This is a genomic window from Pantoea pleuroti, from assembly GCF_014156615.1.
Classification (GTDB): Bacteria; Pseudomonadota; Gammaproteobacteria; order Enterobacterales; family Enterobacteriaceae; genus Pantoea; species Pantoea agglomerans.
Genome location: NZ_SBFD01000002.1, coordinates 367,595 through 380,761, shown reverse-complemented (window position 1 = coordinate 380,761; position 13,167 = coordinate 367,595). Strand labels below are relative to the sequence as shown.

Here is a 13,167-nt window from a genome sequence, read left to right as displayed (position 1 = left end):
AACTTAGGGGACTTTCAGCATAAGGAACAGCAAATGGTTGAGCATACGGCACTGGCACAACTGGCGGCGGCAATGAGCGATGAGCCTGCCCCGATTTATCAGCGGGTGAAGCAGGCCATCGTCAGCCAGATCCGTGAAGGGTTGTGGAAAGCGAATCAGCGTGTGCCATCAGAAAGTGAACTGGTGAATGAACTGGGCGTCAGCCGCATGACCATTAACCGGGCGCTGCGTGAACTCACCAGCGAAGGCTTTCTGGTGCGGATGCAGGGCGTCGGAACCTTCGTGGCGGAGATGAAAGGCTACACCGCCATGCTGGAGGTGCATAACATCGCCGATGAGATCGCTCAGCGCGGCCATCAGCACAGCTGCAAAATTCTCGCCATCGGCCAGGACAAAGCCGATCCTGAGCAGGCGGCGGTGCTGGGACTGACCACCGGGCAGACGCTCTATCATTCGCTGATTGTGCATTACGAAAATGATCTGCCGGTGCAGCTGGAGGACCGTCTGGTCAATCCGCTGGTCGCGCCCGATTACCTGACGCAGGATTATCAGCAGATGACGCCTTACACCTATCTGATGCGCGTTGCGCCGCTGACGGCGGGCGAGCACATTGTTGAAGCGGTGTTGCCCGATGCGCGTCAGCGTAAACATCTGTCGGTGGATGAGCACGAACCCTGCCTGCTGATTCGCCGTCAGACCTGGAGCGACACTAAAATCGTGACCTATGCGCGGCTGCTCTATCCCGGCTCACGTTACAAATTACTGGGCCGCTTCAGAGGACACGGTTAAGACGGGTAAACAGCAGCCGGGCATCGGTATCGCACGGGCTGAATGCTGTTTCTTCATCGACCCACCACGCGCCCTGCTGCGCGGTCAGCCGTTCCCCGTCAGCCGTCTGCCAGGCGCCAGCCAGCACCCAGGCAACGCCATGCAGAGTGCTGACCGGTGTGGTCACCACCTCTACCGCTGCCTGCCATTCCCCACGCCGCGTCATGACATTAAAATCTTCGCTGACGCTGCCCTGCAGCTTTGCCGTTAAAGCGAGTTCGCCGGCAAACGCCCAGGGCTGTTGAGGCGTCAGTAAGTGCTGCACGCCCGGCGCGGTCAGCAACACCGGATCGCCATGTAGCAGGGTAATCACCCGATCAATGTCAGGAAAGGCAGAGAAGGGACCATCCTGCGCCAGCGTCGCAATGCTGGCGCGCCAGCCGAAACGCTCCGCGCCGGGTGGAAAGCTGATGATTTCGCGGGTTTCGCCGCCGCCGTTGCGCCAGCGGCTGACCGCCAGCTCCGGGTACGTGAACCGGGCGATCATCGCAGCGCCTCCATCGCCTGAGCAAAACGGGCGGCACACGCCGTCTGGTGCGGATGCACCCCATCTTCAACCACGGCTTTACCCGCCACATAAACGTCCCGAATCTGATCGCGCTGCCCGGCAAAGAGCCAGCGGTTGAGTACGGCGTGCGACCCGACGCTGCCGAGCCACGCCTCATCCCGCAGCACCAGCCAGTCAGCACGTTGTCCTACCGCCAGCGTGCCCTGTTGAATGCCACACGCCTGCGCACCGCCCGCTGCTGCCTGTTGCCACAGCAGATCGCCTACCGACGGCTGGCCGGGCAGGGTAATCCGGTTGCGACGCTGGTCGCGCAGTCGCTGAGCATACTCCAGCCAGCGCAGCTCCTCCTGGGCGCTCAGCGAAACGTGACTGTCAGAGCCGATGCCCCAGCATCCGCCCTGCGCGATGTACTCCACTGCCGGAAAGATGCCGTCACCGAGGTTGGCTTCGGTGGTCGGGCAGAGACCCGCTACTGCGCCGCTGCGGGCGAGACGCGCCAGCTCACTCTCATCCAGATGGGTGGCGTGGATCAGGCACCAGCGCGCATCCACCTCAAAGCGGTTCAGCAGCCAGGCCACCGGACGCTCGCCGCTCCACGCCAGCGAGTCATTCACCTCTTTCTGCTGTTCAGCCACATGGATATGTACCGGCAGCGTCGGATCACTGGCCGCCAGCACGTCCTGCATCTGGCTTTCACTCACCGCCCGCAGCGAATGGAAACAGAGGCCACGGTTCAGCAGTGGTCTTTGCTGCTGCCACGCATCAAGCCGCGCCTGCTGTTGCAGATAGCGGTCGGTCTGCTGGATAAAACGCTTCTGACCCGCCGACGCTGGCTGGCTGCCGAAGCCGCTGTAGGTGTAGAGCACCGGCAGCAGCGTCTGGCCGATACCGGCGATCTCCGCCGCTTCAATCAGCTGTTGCAGCATCGCATCATCACTGTAGGGCGCACCCTGTGTGTCGTGGTGCAGGTAGTGAAACTCTGCCACTTGGGTGTAGCCGCCTTTCAGCATCTCGATGTAGAGCAGGGCGGCAATATCGCCCACCTGTTGCGGCGTCAGGCGCTGCACCATGCGGTACATCAGATCCCGCCACGTCCAGAAACTGTCCTGAGGATCGCCCGCTACTTCAGCCAGACCCGCCATGGCACGCTGGAAGGCGTGCGAGTGCAGGTTGGCGATTGCCGGGAGCACCTCGCCGTTGAGCCGGATAGCCTGACCAGCGTGGCTATCCGGGGTAATGGAGTCGATAAAACCGGCCTGGTTGACCGTGATACGCACCTGCTGCTGCCAGCCCTCCGCCAGCAGTGCACGCGAGGCAAAAAAAGTCGCCATGGTTGATCCTCATCGGATGTGGTTGTATATACATATACATACTTTGAGGCACAGTGTAAACGGCGGAGGCATGAGGCAGCGATGGCAGAAGAGATGCGCGTAGAGACGGTGTGGACTGGGGCTGACCTGGTCACCATGCGTGACGGAAAGTACCATCTTATCCCCCAGGGCGCGCTGGTGGTGCGGGCGGGCAGGCTGGTGTGGGTCGGGCCGCAGGCGGAGATGCCCGCGTTCGTCGCCGATCAGCATCATCATCTGCCGGGCGGCATCGTGACCCCGGGACTGGTGGATTGTCATACTCACCTGGTGTTTGGCGGCGACCGCAGCCAGGAGTTTGAACAGCGCCTGAATGGCGTCAGCTATGCAGAGATTGCCGCGCAGGGCGGTGGCATTCTCTCAACCGTGCGCGCTACCCGCGCCGCCACTGAAGAGGAACTGGTGGCATCGGCTCGCTGGCGGCTTAACCGCCTGCTGGCCGAGGGCGTCACCACCGTGGAGATCAAGTCCGGCTATGGCCTGGATGAAGAGAGCGAACTGCGGATGCTGCGGGCGATTCGCCAGCTGGGAGAGAGCGTAGCCGCTGACGTGCGCGCTACCTGTCTGGCAGCACATGCTTTTCCGCCGGAGTTTAAGCACGACCCGGATGGCTGGGTCGATATCATCTGCGAACGGCTGCTGCCGCAGGTGCAGGCACTGGGACTGGCGGATGCGGTGGATGCGTTCTGCGAGCATCTCGCCTTTTCACCGCAGCAGGTGGCGCGGGTGTTTGATCGGGCGGTGGCGCTTGGCATGCCGGTGAAACTGCATGCGGAGCAGCTCTCGGCGTCAGGTGGCGCAGCACTGGCGGCCCGCTATGGGGCGCTCTCTGCCGACCACCTTGAATATGCCACCGAGGAGGATGCCAGAGCGATGGCACAGCATGGCACCGTGGCGGTGCTGCTGCCTGGTGCATTTTATCTGCTGCGGGAGACCCAGCGTCCGCCGGTGGATCTCTTCCGGCGTTATGGCGTGCCGATGGCGCTGGCCAGCGATGCCAATCCCGGCACCTCGCCTGCGCTGTCGCTGCGTCTGATGCTTAATATGGGCTGCACCCTGTTTGGCATGACGCCGGAAGAGGCGCTGGCGGGCGTCACGCTGTGGGGGGCAAAAGCGCTGGGGCTGGCCGACAGTCACGGCTCGCTGGAGGCGGGAAAAGTGGCGAACTTCGTTCACTGGCCGCTGGCCCGTCCGGCGGAACTGGTTTACTGGCTGGGTGGTGAACTGCCCTGTACCGTTATCTATCGTGGAGAACCGCAATGAACCCTTTCCATTTTACCCAGGGCAGTCTGCCGCTGCTGGTCAGCATTCCCCACGCCGGTACCGAGCTGACGCCCGACGTGGAAGCCGGATTGAGTGAGGCCGCGCGCGGCTTACCCGACACCGACTGGCATATTCCGCTGCTGTATGATTTTGTGCGTGATCTCGGGGCCAGCGTGTTAATCGGGCGCTACTCCCGCTTTGTGGTCGATCTCAATCGCCCGCCCGATAACCAGCCGCTCTACACCAGCGCCACCACCGGCCTGTTCCCGGAAACCCTGTTCGACGGCACACCGACCTTTGCGCCAGGCAAAACACCCGACGACACGGTGCGTCAGGGCTACATCGATCAGATCTGGCAGCCCTATCATCAGCAGATTCAACAGGAGCTGGCGCGGCTCAAAGCGCAGCATGGCTATGCGCTGCTGTTTGACGCCCACTCTATAGCCAGTGAAATTCCCCGCCTGTTTGACGGCCGCCTGCCCGATATCAACATTGGCACCAACGACGGCGCAAGCTGCACGCCAGCAATGAGTGCGGCGCTGGAGGCCGTGTGCGCGGCGCAGAACGACTACAGCTGGGTGATTAACGGGCGCTTTAAAGGCGGTTACATCACCCGTGCCTACGGTCAGCCGCAGCAGCAGATTGAGGCGGTCCAGCTGGAGCTGGCGCAGCTCAACTACATGGATGAAACCCCACCTTACGCCTGGCAGCAGGCCCGTGCCGCCCGGTTACAGAATGTGCTGAAGGCACTTATCCACGCCATGCTGGCACAGGCTGAATCGCAATAAAACTCTCCAGAGCGATGCGCCACTCCGGTGCATCGCTGCCCTGATTAAGTGCAGCGGCGGGCAGGTCGCCTGCCAGCTCCCATACTCCCGCCGCTTTTTTCCACCTCTGCAGAGCTGGCATAACCTTTGCTTGGTTGTATGTACAAGTGCAGCAGCGCCTCCATCTGCGTAATAAATTCTGTCTGGCTCACAAAACGATAAAGCCGGCAATGAACTGCGCTGCGTTAACTTGTATATACATGACATATCATCCTGTGAAATTTATGTTAAATCTCGTCAGGACGATCACCAGGCCGCTACTTTCAGGAGAACCGTATGACGCACCCTCTGACTCTTCGTCGTTTATGTCTCACTACGCTGGTTTCCAGCCTGCTGCTCTGTGGCGTCAGCGCCCAGGCCAAAGAGTGGAAGTCGATCACCATTGCCACCGAAGGCAGTTATGAACCCTGGAACCTCACCCTGCCAGGCGGCAAGCTGGGCGGTTTTGAACCGGAGCTGATGGCCGATCTCTGCCAGCGCATGGCGATACAGTGCAAGCTGGTGGTTCAGAACTGGGATGGAATGATCGCCGGTCTGAATGCCGGAAAATATGACGTGATCATGGATGCAATTGTGATCACCCCCGATCGCAAGAAAGTGATCAATTTCACCGTGCCCTACGCCTCAACGCCCGCCACCTTCATCACGGTGAAAGGGTCGTTGCTGCCTGCCGACAGTAAGATCATCAAACTCACCGACGATGAGAAAACCGTGGAGCCAGCCATCGCACCCCTGAAAGCGGCGCTGAAGGGCAAAACCATCGGTATCGCCTCCGGCACCGTCTACACGCCGTTTATCGACAAGTACTTCAAAGAGGTGGCGGATGTCCGGGAATACACCAGCTCAGCCGATGCGATCCTCGATTTGCAGGCGGGACGTATTGACGCGGTGTTTGACGATGTGACCTTTGCGCAGTCGATGCTGGCGCGACCGGATAACCGTAACCTCAGCTTTAGCGGTCCGCAACTGGGCGGCCCAATCTGGGGTGAGGGCGAGGCGATGGGCGTGCGCATGGCAGACAACGATCTGAAAGCCCGGCTGGATCAGGCGATCAAAGCCGCGCTGGCCGATGGCACAGTGAAAAAGCTGAGCGAGAAGTGGTTCAAAACTGACGTCACACCCTGAGTGAGGTAACTGATGATAAGCCTGCTGAGTTTTGGCCCGGAGGGCTGGGGACGGTTGATTCTGAGTGCGACGCTGACGACGTTGCTGCTCTCATTTGCCGCGCTGCTGGTCGGTGCGGTGGTGGGATCGGGCGTCGCCGCTGCAAAGTTATCCCCGCACCGCGCGGTGCGCTGGGCAGGGGAAGGCTACTCGGTGATCTTTCGTGGCATCCCTGAGCTGCTGGTGATCTACCTGTTCTACTTCGGCGGATCGGGATTGATCACGCAGATCGGACAACTGTTTGGCGCGGACGGGTTTATCGAAGCGCCGCCGTTTCTGATCGGGGCGCTGGCCATCGGGCTTATCTCCGGCTCTTACCAGGCGGAAGTTTATCGTGCCGCACGGCTGGCCCTGGCGAAAGGGGAGATCGAAGCCGCTGTTGCTATTGGTATGCCGCGCTGGCGCATCCGGCAACGCATCCTGCTGCCGCAGGTGGCGCGCTATGCGCTGCCCGGCCTGTCAAACGTCTGGCAGATGAGTCTGAAAGACTCGGCGCTGGTGTCAGTGACCGGCATTGTCGAGCTGATGCGGGCCAGCCAGATTGCGGCCGGCTCCACCCGTGATTACTTCTCCTTTTATCTGGTGGGCGGTGCCTGTTATCTGCTGCTGACGCTGCTGTCGAACCGCGCCTTTCTGCGGGCTGAATCCCGTCTTGGTCGCGCCTGGCAAAGCCGCACCGCTGCACAGCATTAAGGAGACTTATGATCGATTTTGCGTTCCTCACTGACACCTTCCTGAAACTCAGCGCCGCGTTGCCGGTTACGCTGGGCCTGTTTATCAGCGCCTTTCTGTGTGGTGGCGTGCTGGCGGTGGGTATTCTGGCGCTGCGCATGAGCCGCTGGCGTCTGCTAAGTGCTTTTGCCCGTGGCTACATTCTGGTGTTTCGCGGCTCGCCGCTGATGATCCAGCTGTTCCTGATCTACTACGGCCTCGGGCAGTTTGGTGTGATCCGGCACAGTCTCTTCTGGCCGTTTCTGCGTGAGCCCTTTACCTGTGCGGTGCTGGCGTTGTCGCTCTGCACCGCCGCCTACACCGCGGAGATCCTGCGCGGCGCGCTGCTGGCTGTGCCGCCCGGTCAGGTGGAGGCGGGGATGGCGTGCGGCATGTCGCGCGGGCTGCTACTGCGGCGCATTATCGCGCCAGTGATGCTACGTTATGCGCTGCCCGCGTACTCCACCGAGGCGATTCTGCTGGTGAAATCGACCGCGCTGGCCAGTCTGGTCACGGTCTGGGATGTCACCGGAGTGGCGCAGCAGATTATCCAGCGTACTTACCGCACCATGGAGGTGTTTCTCTGTGCGGCGGCGATCTACCTAATCCTCAACTTCATCATTGTGCAACTCTATGCCCTGCTGGAGCGGCGCCTGACGCCGGTTCATAAACCGGAAAAAAAGCCGTTACCGGCCGCTAAGCCGATTCCTGGAGGAAAATAAACATGTCTGAACTGCCACCCGTCACGCTGTCGGCCAGCGATATCCATAAATCCTTTGGCGCCATGGAGGTGCTGAAAGGCATCTCGCTGCAGGCGCACCAGGGCGATGTTATCTCAATACTCGGTGCCAGTGGCTCGGGCAAAAGTACGCTGCTGCGCTGCATTAATCTGCTTGAGACACCTGATGCGGGCGTGGTCAGCGTGGGCGGTGAAACCATTGAGATGAAGCGCCATGCCCGGGGACACCAGCTGGCGGCTAATCCGCGTCAGATTGAGCGGTTGCGCTCCCGTCTCGGCATGGTGTTTCAGAGCTTTAACCTCTGGTCGCACCTGACGGTGCTGCAGAATGTCATTGAAGGGCCGCACTACGTCCTCAAGCGCGATAAAAAAGCCTGTATTGCCCAGGCGGAACAACTGCTGGATCGGGTCGGTCTGCTGAATCGCAAAGATTTCTATCCCGCCCAGCTTTCAGGCGGTCAGCAGCAGCGGGTGGCGATTGCCCGGGCGCTGGCAATGGACCCGGAGGTGATGCTGTTTGATGAGCCAACTTCGGCACTCGATCCGGAACTGGTGGGCGAGGTGCTGAAGGTCATGCGCAGCCTGGCGGAAGAGGGCCGCACCATGCTGGTAGTGACTCATGAGATGGGTTTTGCCCGCAACGTCTCTAACCGGGTGGTGTTTATGCATCAGGGCACCATTGATTGTCAGGGCACGCCAGAGGCGATGTTCGGCGAGGCGGGATCGGCGCGCTTTAAGCAGTTTATCTCCAGTCATCATCAGGTGGAGCCGGTGGTATGAGTGACGTGATACGTCAGACGCTGGTCTGGGGCGATGGCCCGCTGAAATGGCAGGCGCTGGTGCAGGTCGCCCGGCACGGTGCCACCCTGACGCTGAGCGACAGTGCCTGGCAGCGAATTGCGCAGAGCCGTGAAATCGTCGGGAATATCGTGGCGGCGGGGCAGGTGGCTTATGGCATCAATACCGGGCTGGGGGCGTTGTGCAACATCACCCTGTCTGAAGATGAACTGAGCCAGCTGTCGCGCAATACCCTGCTGAGCCATGCCTGTGGCGTCGGGCCGGTGCTGGCAAAACCCGAGGTCCGCGCCATTCTGTGCGCTGCGATTGCGAACTACAGCCACGGAAAATCAGGTGTTTCAGTGGCGCTGGTGCAGCAGCTACTGGCGCTGCTAAACCTGCAGATTACCCCACAGGTACCGTCACAGGGATCGGTGGGATATCTGACCCACATGGCGCATATCGGCCTGGCGATGATTGGCATCGGCGAGGTGGAGTGGCAGGGCGAAATCGTTCCGGCGCAGCAGGCGCTGGCCCAGGCGGGATTAGTCCCTTACCGGCCTGGTGCCAAAGAGGGGCTGAGCCTGGTCAACGGCACGCCCTGCATGACTGGCTTAGCCTGTCTGGCGCTGGACGATGCCGAACGGCTGCTGGACTGGGCAGACGTTACCGGTGCGATGAGCTTTGAAGCGCTGCGCGGTCAACTGGTGGCGTTTGACCCTGAGGTGCTGGCGCTGAAGGCCAGCCCGGGGATTCAGCGCAGCGGCGAACGTCTGCGCCAGTTGCTGAGTGACAGCCCGCTGCTGAAAGCCAGCGTTGGCATCCGGACTCAGGATGCGCTGAGTCTGCGCTCGATGCCGCAGGTGCACGGCGCCTGTCGCGATCAGTTTAGTCACGCTGTCCGTCAGGTGGAGACCGAACTCAACGCCTGTACCGACAATCCGCTGGTGCTGGGGACGCCGCAGGCCTGGCGTGTGGTGTCACAGTCCAATCCGCATGGCGAGTCGGTAGCAATGGCCTGCGACCTGCTGGCGATTGCGATGGCGGAGCTGGGCAGCATCGCCGAGCGACGGCTTGATCGGCTGGTGAATCCGCTGGTCAGCGGCCTGCCGCCGTTTCTGGTGGCCGAGCCGGGCGTGAATTCCGGCATGATGATTGCGCAGTACGTGGCGGCGTCACTCTGCGCGGAGAACCGTCAGCTGGCGCAGCCTGCGGTGCTTGATAACTATGTCACTTCAGGATTACAGGAGGATCATCTGAGCCTCGGCACCGGCTCGGCGCTGAAGCTGCTGAAACTGGTCAGCAATGTTGATCACATTATCGCGATTGAGTATCTGCTGGCGGCGCAGGCGCTGGAGTTTCACGGTGAATCACAGCTGGCAGCAGGCACGCGGCGCGCCTGGCAGCATTTGCGGCAGGTTGTTGAGCGCTGGCAGCAGGATCGCTGGCTGGCACCCGACATCGCCTGCGCGGTAGCTCAGATTAAAGCGCACCGGGCCGATGCGCTTGTGGGGTGAGGATTACCTGCGGCGTGCGTCCGGACGGACTAAATCAAAACGTTGCGCTTCGCTGATGCCGTAATAGGCGCTGGGGCCGCCCGCGCGCAGAATCGGCTCGGCTTTAGCGGTCTGATAAATGCCCTCTTCCAGCAGCGATTCATCGATGTGAATCGCCACCGCTTCCCCCAGCACCAGCCAGCTGTCGATCAGATTGCCGCTGGCATCCTGGAGCTGAATCAGTTGCGTCAGGCGGCACTCGAAGTTGACCGGGCTCTCTGCCACCAGACTGGCGCTGACCTGAGAAGCTGCCAGCGGAGTTAAACCGGCAAAGGCGAACTCATCCTGATCGGCAGGCAGCGAGGCGGAACTCTCGTTCATCGCTTCCGCCAGCGGACGGGTCGCCAGGTTCCAGACAAACTCTTTGGTCTCAGCAATATTTCTCACGCTGTCTTTCCAGCCGCTACTGGCGAAACCGATAATCGGTGGATGATAGTTGAAACAGTTAAAGAAGCTGTAAGGTGCCAGATTGCGCTGGCCGCTACTGCTCACTGAGCTAATCCAGCCTATCGGGCGCGGCCCGATAATGGCGTTCAGCGGATCGTGCGGCAGACCGTGACCAGCACGGGGTTGATAGGAATAGCGTTTCCGGGTCATAACTTCTCCAGCAGGGAATTTTATTTATCTTAGCCCGACAGCATCGCCCGACGGAATCGGAAAGAGGTAAGCGGATGGTGCGGGTTTATTTTCCGCCGCCTACAGCGTATTGTACGCGCGCCTGAATAATTGAGAGAACGTATGAAAAAGTCAGCCAGCACGTCGCCCTTCCACGCCCGCAATCGCCATCAGGGCGAATACGATTTTGCCGCGTTAACCGCTGCCCATCCGCCGCTGAAAGCCAAAGTCCGGCCCAATGGGTATGGCGTGCAGTCCGTGGATTTCGCGGACCCGGAGGCGGTGATGCTGCTGAACCAGGCGCTGATCAAACTATTTTACGACATCGACTGGCAGCTGGCTCCCGGCTCACTCTGCCCGCCCGTGCCGGGACGCGCCGATTATCTGCACTACCTTGCCGATCTGCTGGCGCTGGATAACAACGGCGTGATCCCGACGGCGGACGTTCTGGATATCGGCTGCGGCGCAAACTGCATCTATCCGCTGATTGGCGCTGCAGAATATGGCTGGCGCTTTACCGGCACCGAAGTCGATGAAGCCGCCATCAAAGCTGCTAACCGCATTGTTGCGGCCAATCCGCGCCTGACGCGCCAGATCCGTCTGCGTCGTCAGAAAAACAGCGATGCAGTGCTGGCTGGTGTGGTCAGTAAAACTGAATTTTTCAGTGCAGTAATGTGTAACCCGCCGTTCCACGCTTCGGCGGAAGAAGCGGTATCGGGATCGCAGCGTAAGGTCCGCAATCTCGGACTGGATAAGAGTGCGCCGCTCAACTTTGGCGGACAGCACAATGAGCTGTGGTATCCCGGTGGCGAAAAAGGTTTTATCGGCAAGATGATCGCCGAGAGCGTGGCGTTTAGTCGTCAGATCGGCTGGTTTACCTCGCTGGTGTCGCGCAAAGAGAACTTACCAGCGCTGGAAAAACAGCTGCAGGCGCTCGACGTGGCGGAGATGCGCGTGGTTAATATGGCGCAGGGTCAGAAGCAGAGCCGCTTCCTGGCGTGGAGTTTTATGCCTGCCGCCCAGCGCACTAAGCTGCTGAGTCGCCTGGGGAACTGAGGTATCGCTTTACATGGGTAACAGGTGTATCTGTGGGCGAAGAGTAAAATAGAACGGGCCGCGATGCGGCCCGTTTTGATTGTTGACAACGCCCGACTCGGTGGAGGTAAGACCGAGCTGGCACAGGGAACCCGGTCAGATCGGAAAGACGCAAAGGCTGTCATCCATGACACGCTCGGCCCGCGCCGTCCCTGGCGCGGGACGCTTTCCTCTTCTGACCGGGTTCCCTGTGCTTCGGGTTTATTCGTTGCTGCCAGATTTACCCTGGTTTGGATTGTCATCAGTTTTAACGGGCCGCGATGCGGCCCGTTTTGATCAGGAGACGTGCTGCAGGAATTCGCGCAGACGCTCGCTGGGTGGGTTGCTGATCAGGCTGTCGGGATCGCCATCTTCCGCAATCCGGCCTTTATCGATAAAGATCAGCCGTGAAGCCACCTTCTGTGCGAAGCCTACTTCGTGCGTCACAATCACCATCGTCATGCCTTCTTCCGCCAGATCCTGCATCACCTTCAGCACTTCGTGACGCAGTTCCGGGTCGAGCGCTGAGGTTGGCTCATCAAACAGCATCATCTTCGGCTTAACTGCCAGCGCACGGGCAATCGCCACGCGCTGCTGCTGACCGCCGGAAAGCTCAGACGGGAAGTGGTGCGCGCGCTCGGCGAGGCCCACTTTGCCCAGCAGCTCACGCGCCAGCTGGCGTGCCGCCTCTTTGCTGGCACCGCGCACACGGATAGGACCAAAGGCGACGTTATCCAGCGCACTCATCTGTGGGAACAGATGAAACTGCTGAAACACCATGCCCGCTTCCTGACGAATCAGGCGGTCGTCGACTTTCGGGTCATTGACGCGCAGACCATCGACAATCAGTTCGCCACTGGTGATCTCTTCCAGCTTGTTAATGCAGCGCAGCAGGGTTGATTTACCGGAACCGGATGGGCCGATAATCACCACCACTTCGCCCTGGTTAATCTTCAGGTCGATATTGTGCAGCACCTGGGTCTGGCCAAAATGCTTGGAGACATCTTTAAATTCAATCACAGGATTTTCACCCTTTTCTCAATGCGGCGCAGCACAAAGCTCAACACCAGCGTAATAACCAGATAGATAATCGCGACGGCGCTCCAGATTTCCAGCGCGCGGAAGTTACCGGCAATAATCTCCTGACCCTGACGGGTCAGTTCAGCCACACCGATAACGATAAACAGCGAAGTATCTTTGATGCTGACAATCCACTGGTTGCCCAGCGGTGGCAGCATACGGCGCAGCGCCAGCGGCATAATCACGTAGCGCAGCGTCTCGCGGCTCGACAGGCCAAGCGCCAGTCCGGCTTCGCGGAAGCCCTTGTTGATCGACAGCACGGCACCACGGGTAATCTCGGCAATGTAAGCGCCGGAGTTAATCATGATGGTCACCACCGCCGCGCTGAAGGGATCAATGCGCAGGTCGGGGAACGCCATCGGCAACGCAAAATAGATAAACATCACCTGCACCACGATAGGGGTGCCGCGAATAATTTCGATAAACACCAGTGCGATGTTATTGGTGATCCAGCCACCGTAAGCGCGGGCAAAGCCCGCTACCAGGCCGATGAAGAGGCCGCCAACCAGTCCAATAATTGAGATAATTAAGGTCAGTTTAGCGCCTTCAAGCAGCGCTGGCATGGCGGGCCAGATGACGCTCCAGTCAAACTCCATGGTGTCACTCCAGATATGTTGCGATGGAAAAAAGCAGGGAAAAAGTTTCCCTGCTGAAATCA

General features: G+C 60.1%; 15 protein-coding genes. 9 read left to right on the top strand and 6 right to left on the bottom strand.

Annotated elements, in window-relative coordinates:
- Positions 1-33: 33 nt before the first annotated feature.
- Positions 34-789 carry a histidine utilization transcriptional repressor HutC gene (hutC, locus tag EPG66_RS05775; protein WP_010254300.1) on the top strand — a complete coding sequence of 252 codons (756 nt, stop codon included), beginning with the start codon at positions 34-36 and terminating at the stop codon, positions 787-789.
- Here the strand turns inward: hutC and EPG66_RS05770 are convergent.
- A complete protein-coding gene (locus tag EPG66_RS05770; protein WP_182686205.1) occupies positions 773-1,315 on the bottom strand; it encodes a HutD/Ves family protein in 543 nt (180 codons plus the stop codon). The genes hutC and EPG66_RS05770 overlap by 17 nt on opposite strands.
- A complete protein-coding gene (locus tag EPG66_RS05765) occupies positions 1,312-2,667 on the bottom strand; it encodes a formimidoylglutamate deiminase (RefSeq protein ID WP_083068613.1) in 1,356 nt (451 codons plus the stop codon). The genes EPG66_RS05770 and EPG66_RS05765 overlap by 4 nt, the downstream gene beginning before the upstream one ends.
- Before the next feature lie 81 nt (positions 2,668-2,748).
- Here EPG66_RS05765 and hutI point away from each other — a divergent pair, with 81 nt between their 5' ends.
- Both hutI and hutG read left to right on the top strand, forming a co-directional pair.
- A complete protein-coding gene (gene hutI / locus EPG66_RS05760; protein WP_031293039.1) occupies positions 2,749-3,966 on the top strand; it encodes an imidazolonepropionase in 1,218 nt (405 codons plus the stop codon).
- Positions 3,963-4,754, top strand: a complete 792-nt coding sequence (gene hutG / locus EPG66_RS05755) for an N-formylglutamate deformylase (protein WP_182686203.1) — start codon at positions 3,963-3,965, stop codon at positions 4,752-4,754. Before hutI ends, hutG begins: the two co-directional genes overlap by 4 nt.
- Here hutG and EPG66_RS05750 read toward each other — a convergent pair.
- The gene (locus EPG66_RS05750; RefSeq protein WP_182686202.1) at positions 4,717-4,875 is read right to left on the bottom strand and encodes a hypothetical protein; all 159 of its coding nucleotides are present in this window, start codon (positions 4,873-4,875) and stop codon (positions 4,717-4,719) included. The two genes, hutG and EPG66_RS05750, sit on opposite strands and share 38 nt — an antisense overlap.
- A gap of 194 nt (positions 4,876-5,069) precedes the next feature.
- Here EPG66_RS05750 and EPG66_RS05745 point away from each other — a divergent pair, with 194 nt between their 5' ends.
- The 5 genes from EPG66_RS05745 to EPG66_RS05725 are packed head-to-tail and all read left to right on the top strand — an operon-like array spanning position 5,070 to position 9,701.
- Entirely contained in the window at positions 5,070-5,918 is an 849-nt protein-coding gene (locus tag EPG66_RS05745) for a transporter substrate-binding domain-containing protein (protein ID WP_031591733.1), read from the top strand.
- A gap of 12 nt (positions 5,919-5,930) precedes the next feature.
- Complete coding sequence (locus EPG66_RS05740) at positions 5,931-6,650, top strand: ABC transporter permease (protein ID WP_010254310.1); 720 nt, start codon at positions 5,931-5,933, stop codon at positions 6,648-6,650.
- Between the two features lie 8 nt (positions 6,651-6,658).
- On the top strand, positions 6,659-7,390 hold the full coding sequence (locus EPG66_RS05735) for an ABC transporter permease (protein ID WP_010254311.1): 732 nt from the start codon (positions 6,659-6,661) through the stop codon (positions 7,388-7,390).
- A gap of 2 nt (positions 7,391-7,392) precedes the next feature.
- Complete coding sequence (locus EPG66_RS05730; protein WP_022625980.1) at positions 7,393-8,187, top strand: ABC transporter ATP-binding protein; 795 nt, start codon at positions 7,393-7,395, stop codon at positions 8,185-8,187.
- Entirely contained in the window at positions 8,184-9,701 is a 1,518-nt protein-coding gene (locus EPG66_RS05725; RefSeq protein ID WP_031591734.1) for an HAL/PAL/TAL family ammonia-lyase, read from the top strand. The genes EPG66_RS05730 and EPG66_RS05725 overlap by 4 nt, the downstream gene beginning before the upstream one ends.
- Positions 9,702-9,704: 3 nt before the next feature.
- Here EPG66_RS05725 and EPG66_RS05720 read toward each other — a convergent pair whose 3' ends face one another.
- Positions 9,705-10,337 carry a flavin reductase family protein gene (locus EPG66_RS05720; protein ID WP_010254320.1) on the bottom strand — a complete coding sequence of 211 codons (633 nt, stop codon included), beginning with the start codon at positions 10,335-10,337 and terminating at the stop codon, positions 9,705-9,707.
- A 141-nt stretch (positions 10,338-10,478) separates the two neighbouring features.
- Here EPG66_RS05720 and rlmF point away from each other — a divergent pair, with 141 nt between their 5' ends.
- Positions 10,479-11,411, top strand: coding sequence for a 23S rRNA (adenine(1618)-N(6))-methyltransferase RlmF (rlmF, locus tag EPG66_RS05715; RefSeq protein WP_031591737.1), 933 nt, complete (start codon positions 10,479-10,481; stop codon positions 11,409-11,411).
- A 315-nt stretch (positions 11,412-11,726) separates the two neighbouring features.
- On the opposite strand, the gene glnQ is transcribed toward rlmF, so the two are convergent.
- The gene (glnQ, locus tag EPG66_RS05710; RefSeq protein ID WP_010254327.1) at positions 11,727-12,449 is read right to left on the bottom strand and encodes a glutamine ABC transporter ATP-binding protein GlnQ; all 723 of its coding nucleotides are present in this window, start codon (positions 12,447-12,449) and stop codon (positions 11,727-11,729) included.
- A complete protein-coding gene (gene glnP, locus EPG66_RS05705) occupies positions 12,446-13,105 on the bottom strand; it encodes a glutamine ABC transporter permease GlnP (protein ID WP_022625976.1) in 660 nt (219 codons plus the stop codon). Before glnP ends, glnQ begins: the two co-directional genes overlap by 4 nt.
- Positions 13,106-13,167: the final 62 nt, after the last annotated feature.